Origin of the sequence: Candidatus Chlorohelix sp. (genome assembly GCF_037138995.1) — a bacterium.
In the GTDB taxonomy this organism is placed as follows: Bacteria; Chloroflexota; Chloroflexia; order Chloroheliales; family Chloroheliaceae; genus Chlorohelix.
Map to the genome: position 1 here is coordinate 36,936 of NZ_JBAXHI010000032.1, position 6,091 is coordinate 43,026.

General features: G+C 49.5%; 6 protein-coding genes. 4 read left to right on the forward strand and 2 right to left on the reverse strand.

The window, feature by feature from the left end; translation table 11 throughout:
- Positions 1-151: 151 nt before the first annotated feature.
- The 4 genes from WCK19_RS13780 to WCK19_RS13795 are packed head-to-tail and all read left to right on the forward strand — an operon-like array spanning position 152 to position 2,420.
- On the forward strand, positions 152-442 hold the full coding sequence (locus WCK19_RS13780; RefSeq protein ID WP_342397966.1) for a hypothetical protein: 291 nt from the start codon (positions 152-154) through the stop codon (positions 440-442).
- 18 nt (positions 443-460) lie between these two features.
- A complete protein-coding gene (locus WCK19_RS13785) occupies positions 461-1,693 on the forward strand; it encodes a geranylgeranyl diphosphate reductase (RefSeq protein ID WP_342397967.1) in 1,233 nt (410 codons plus the stop codon).
- 57 nt (positions 1,694-1,750) lie between these two features.
- Positions 1,751-2,074 carry a DUF2499 domain-containing protein gene (locus WCK19_RS13790; protein WP_342397968.1) on the forward strand — a complete coding sequence of 108 codons (324 nt, stop codon included), beginning with the start codon at positions 1,751-1,753 and terminating at the stop codon, positions 2,072-2,074.
- Positions 2,067-2,420: a DUF3593 domain-containing protein gene (locus WCK19_RS13795; RefSeq protein WP_342397969.1), complete on the forward strand. Its 354-nt coding sequence runs from the start codon at positions 2,067-2,069 to the stop codon at positions 2,418-2,420. Before WCK19_RS13790 ends, WCK19_RS13795 begins: the two co-directional genes overlap by 8 nt.
- Positions 2,421-2,488: 68 nt before the next feature.
- On the opposite strand, the gene murA is transcribed toward WCK19_RS13795, so the two are convergent.
- Both murA and infB read right to left on the reverse strand, forming a co-directional pair.
- Positions 2,489-3,796: a UDP-N-acetylglucosamine 1-carboxyvinyltransferase gene (gene murA / locus WCK19_RS13800; protein ID WP_342397970.1), complete on the reverse strand. Its 1,308-nt coding sequence runs from the start codon at positions 3,794-3,796 to the stop codon at positions 2,489-2,491.
- Positions 3,797-4,041: 245 nt separating this feature from the next.
- The coding region (gene infB, locus WCK19_RS13805) for a translation initiation factor IF-2 (RefSeq protein ID WP_342397971.1) at positions 4,042-6,091 on the reverse strand (2,050 nt) is incomplete at its 5' end.

Consider the following 6,091-nt stretch of genomic DNA (forward strand, 5'->3'; position numbering starts at 1 on the left):
ATTAGGGAAAGTAGCTCGCCAGAGATATGGAGTCAAGCGGAGGCGCATTGGTATATTTTCCGCTTTAGGATTATACCAATATTATATAATATGAGAAAATAAGGGGGAAATCTAGCTACTTTTCTTTTCTTTTTCGTAACATTTTAGAGTCATGCCAACGCCCCGAACCCGTTCCCGTAGAGGCGTATTTGAATACGCCCTTTCCAATTTCCCCCCCGATTGCCCCCATCGAACGAGAGCGCATTCCGCTGCGCCCCTACGAATTAAAACCCTCGAACCAATATCAAGAGAATTAACCCGTAGGGGCGACGCTGGAGATGCCCTTCCCCCAAAAGCTAAAGCCTGCGGGTTAGCTGTAGTTAGGGCTACTGAGGGAATGGTTGCCACTCTTTATAATCCTGTTAAAGCGGTGGAGCGTGTTTTTTTTATGCTGGAAAAATAGATTGGGAGGTTCGGCACGATGGCGAAGCCAAAGATTTTGGTGGTAGGCGGTGGGCCCGGTGGGGCAACGGCAGCGCGTACCTTGGCGGAAGGCGGCGCGGACGTTTTGGTGTTGGAAAGAAGCTTTAGCAGAGCCAAGCCCTGTGGCGGCGCAATTCCCCCACTGGTAATCAATGAGTTTGGTATCCCCCCCGAAATTATAGATTGCCGCATGAAATATACCACCATCTATTCCCCTACCGGGCGCGAAACCGATATAGCGGTGCTTGGTAGCAAGCCCACTGATAAGGATTTTATCGGAATGGTGCGCCGTGAAGTTTACGACAATTATTTGCGGGAACAGGCTGCCAAAGCGGGCGCGGAAGTAATTGAAGCTAAGTTGCTCTCTATCAAGGTAACGCCGGAGGGCGTGAAAGCGGTTTACGAAGAAAAAGGGGTGGAGAAGAAAATAGAAGCGGCTGCCGTTATCGGCGCGGATGGCGCATATTCGATGGTGGCGCGGGCGTTGGGCGCTCCGCGTGTCCCGCAATGCGTGGCGATGCAATATCGTATCCGCTTGCCCGAAAGCCAGATGCAGGAATGGCGCGAAACTGCCGAATTGTATCTTGGCGATGAGGTTTCGCCCGATTTCTACGGCTGGATTTTCCCCAAACATGACCATCTTTCGGTTGGGGTTGGCGCAGGACCCGAACATTCCACCAAAGTTCGCAGCTATCTGAATAATCTGGTAGAACGTGCCGGAACTAAGCTAAAGGATGGCAAAATCTATGCCACTGAAGCCCACGCTTTGCCGATGCGCCACCAGAAAAAACTTGCTTACGACCGCGCAATGCTGATTGGCGATGCCGCCGGTATGGTGGTTAGTACCAGCGGCGAGGGTATTTATTGGGCGATGAAAAGCGGCAAAATCGCTGCCGAAACGCTGCTCAAGTTTCAGGATAATCCGGTTGCCGCAAACCTGAGCGAATACGAGAAAATTTGGAAAAAGCAATACGGCACAATGTATCGCTTCCTCGACCGCTTGCAGAATATTTATTTTGGAGATAATCGCAAGTTTGAGGTTTTTACTCAGATGTGCCGTGATGTGGATGTGCAGCGTCTTACCTTTGATAGCTACCTACACAAAGAGATGGCAAAACTGCCCGTTACCAGCGGTTTGAGAATATTCGGCAAAATGGCTTTCAACTTTGCGCGTTGGTACGTGCCGGTATTGCGCCCCAAGCCTAGCCCGACTCTGGCGTTGGAAGGTTAAACAATAATCCTTGTTCCTATGCTCGCTACCGAGCAGGGCTTTTTATGGAGTTTATGTATGATTGGTTTGCTTTCCATCCCTACGTGGATAGTCCACTTTAGCAGCGTGATAGAGTGGTCGCTTGCTATGATACTTTTCTATACGATAGGGAAACGCATGAATAATGTATGGTTCAAGCGCATGCCCCTTGTGATGATACCCTACATGCTGAGCGGCTTTTGCGCCCTCATATATCATATAACAGAAGATACATGGGTTGGCTTGAATGAATTGCAGAGCTATCTAACATTTTTCGGGAGTTGTAGTTTCGCGTTGTGGGCGTTCCTGTTCTTGCGCTCGGTAACGGATACTTCAAAAAGCAAGGGGGCATCTCGTGGATAAAATTTTCATGTCGGGTTCTCTCATTCCCTATATGCTGTTCCTGTTTCTCATTTGGCGAATCCGTAAGCATGACCCCCGCTTAATTAATAAGTTTACTTTCATCGGTTTCTGCTCGATGATAGGCTTTATCATGGTAACGGCAGTGGCGGGCGCAATTGCGCTAAAAGTAATCAATGCCTCTACATTGGCGCATGTTGATTACTTGCATGGAATTGCAGAAGGAGCGCTCACCATTGTAAACGGTCTTATCGTATTTGGCTTGAAGAAACAGAAAGATGCGCTGGATGCCGGAGAGCGCGAATCGCGGGAGGAAACCGCCGTTACCAACTATGCGGCGGATGCTTGAGTAGCTTCTTTTCCCCAATATAAAAACGGCGGGCAATGCCACACCCGCCGCCGTTACAGTTTAGATTTTTACTCCTCTACCAGACGCATATTAGCATCTAGCGATTGGAATTTGCTCAGGATGTTGGAATAGCCACGCTCTACATACTGGATACCGCGTACCTTTGACACGCCCTTTGCCACCGCGGCTGCAATCAGGTAACTGAAACCGGCGCGAAGGTCAGGGATAGTAATATCGGCGGCGTGCAAGGGCGTAGAGCCTTTTATTACACAGCTATGAGCATGGTCAAGGCTTTTGAAACGGCACGCTTTTTCGCCAAGACAGGTTTTATAAAGCTGAATTTCTGCGCCCATCCGCTTTAGGTCTTCGGTGTAGCCAAAGCGTTTTTCATAAACGGTTTCATGCACCACCGAAAGCCCTTCAATTTGGGTCATCAACATTACCATTGGCTGCTGCCAATCGGTCATAAAGCCGGGATGCACATCGGTTTCGAGGGCAATCGGTTTAAGAGCGCCGCCGGGATGGTAAAAGCGAATGGCTTTATCCAAAACTTCAAAGTTTGCGCCAACCTGCCGTAATTTGTTAAGGAAGGTGAGCATATGGTGTTGCTCTGCGCCTTCCACAATTACATCACCTCCGGTTATGACACCGGCTACCGCGAAACTGGCTGCTTCGATACGGTCATTGATAACGGTGTGTGACGCTCCATGTAATTCATCTACCCCCTCGATTTCGATGGTTCGAGCGGTATCCACGAAAATGATTGCGCCCATTTTCTGGAGCATCATTACCAAATCAATCACTTCCGGTTCGATGGCAGCGTTTTTAATTACAGTTCGCCCTTGCGCCAATACGCTACTGAGCAAGATATTTTCGGTTGCGCCCACGCTCGGATAGGGCAATTCTAGCATTGTACCCTGTAATTTATCGGCAACGGCGTAATAGCGCCCTTCTTGGTAAACGATTTTCGCCCCAAGTTTTTCCAATGCCTGTACGTGAAAATCTACCGGGCGTTCCCCGATGTTACAACCGCCCAACATAGGTATTACCGCTTTGCCGTAGCGATGCAGTAAAGGTCCTAATAATAGTATGGGGATACGGTTAAGCCCGCTAAAGGCAAGCGGCACTTCGGGGGTTAGTATTTGGGGGGTGGAAAGCTTTAGAGTAGTAGTATCTTGCCATTTATATTTCAAGCCAATGCTTTTACAAACATTGAGGGTTACATCGGTATCTCCGATGCGCGGAACATTGCTCAATACTACATCTTCTCCGGTCAGGAGGCTTGCTACAATTTGCTTGGTAGCGGCATTTTTTGCGCCGGCTACTCGCACGCGCCCCTTGAGCGGCTTGCCGCCTTCTATTACGTAATAACTCATGACACCTCTTTTTTGATGGCAGCGCATTCTTCACTTATAAAACGCGCGTTAGCTTTTTCAGCTTGTTTGCCATTTTACCATAAAAAATAGTAGGGGCGTATTTTGTCGCAACATAGCGGTTGCTCCTACAGAACCCCCGCTACCCGTTCCCGTAGGGGCGGAGTAGTGAAAATCAAAAATCCTCTAACCCGGAAGCTAGAGGATTTTTCTCTATCAGAAGAAGGGCAAACCTCGCCCGTATCGGTTTAATTGAGCAGGGTTTTGACCTGTTCCTTGTGGTAAAACTCCAAAGCGTCCCCTTCTTGGAAGTCGTTGAAGTCATCCAGACCGATACCGCATTCGTACCCGGCTGCCACTTCACGCACGTCATCTTTGAAGCGTTTGAGCGAGGATACGCCGCCATCGTACATAACAGTACCATTGCGTAATACCCGCACTTTGTCGCCGCGCAACAATTTGCCATCGGTAACAAACAAGCCGGCGAAAGCGTCGCTCTTGCCAACCTTAAAGACCTGTCGCACTTCGGCATAACCATCGGTGACATCTTGGAAGGTCGGTTCGAGCATACCCTCCATTGCCAGCTTCACCTCATCAATCAAGTTGTAAATGATGTTGTAGAAGCGGATGTCCACCTTAGATTTATCGGAGGCACGTTTGGCGGCTACGTCCGGGCGCACATTGAAGCCGATAATGATAGCGCTGCGGTCTGCCGCTGCCAACATAACGTCCGACTCTGTAATTGCGCCTGTACCGGAGAACAGGATTTTAATTTTGACCTTCTCGTTGGAGAGTTTTTCCAGCGAAGTTCGGATAGCTTCCACTGAACCCTGCACGTCTGCTTTGAGAATAATGCGTAATTCTTTGACTTTACCCGCTTGAATCTGGCTGAACAGGTCATCCAAGGTAATAGCCTGAGTGACTTCTTGGCTGTCCTGCGATTTCTGGCGAGAGCGCATTTCTACCAAATCACGGGCAGTCTTTTCATCGCCAACTGCTATTAGAATATCACCCGCGATAGGCACGCCTTCCAGACCTAGAATCTCGGCAGGGGTACTTGGCTCGGCGCGTTTAATACGGCGACCTTTGTCATCCATCAATGCCTTGACGCGCCCCATTACAGTGCCTACTACCACGTAATCCTTTACGTTGAGCGTACCGTTTTGTATCAGTACGGTAGCGATAGGTCCCCGATTCTTGTCCAACTCTGCCTCGATAATTGTTCCAATTGCATCTTTATTGGGATTGGCTTTCCATTCTGCCAACTCGGATACCATTAGAATCATTTCCAGCAAGTCGTCAATACCGATTCTATTTTTAGCAGATACCTTTACGAAAGGCGTTTCACCGCCCCATTCTTCCGGTATCAATCCAGCTTCGTTCAACTGGCTCATTACCCTATCAATATTTGCGCCTTCACGGTCGATTTTGTTTATAGCAACAATAATCGAGACACCCGCCGCCTTAGCATGGCTTAATGCTTCTAGCGTTTGGGGCATTACGCCGTCATCCGCCGCCACTACCAGAATGGCAATGTCGGTGACTTGTGCGCCACGCGCACGCATTTGGGTAAAGGCTTCGTGACCGGGAGTATCTAGGAAGGTGATTTTTTTACCGCTAATTTCAACCTGATACGCACCGATATGTTGAGTAATACCGCCGGCTTCCCCTGCCGCTACGTTGGTAGAACGTATCGCATCGAGCAATTTGGTTTTACCATGGTCAACGTGACCCATGATTGTAACCACCGGTGGGCGCAATTCGGCTTCAGGGTCTTGCGTTATTTCCTCTTTGGTAGGAATATGCAATTCCTGAGAATCTTCTTTAATTGGCACAACCTCACGGGTTTCAAAGCCAAGTTCACCCGAAACAATCTCGGCGGTATCATAATCAATCACCTGATTGATGCTCGCCATTACGCCGTTTTTAATAAGCTCGCGTATGATGTCGTTAGGTCCAACCCCCAACTCATCCGCTAGTTCTTTTACGGTTAGGGTAGGAGGAAGCTCATAGATTTCGACCATGCGGCGAATACCAGTTCGGGATTGCTTAGGTGCAGTCGTAGCGTTCATTACACCCGCTCTGCCGCCCACACCGAATCTAGCGCCACCGGCATCTTTATTGCGTCTCGCGCCGCTGCCATCGCGTTCAAATTGGGTTTCACGCGCTTTTTCGCGAGCTTGGTCACGCTCACGGTCAGATGCTCGTCTATCACCTCGGCTTGGTTCAAAAGCTGGGGGCGCTACAGGTCCTCTACCGCCGGGTCCACCGGGACCGGGAGGTCTGCCGCCGCCGTAG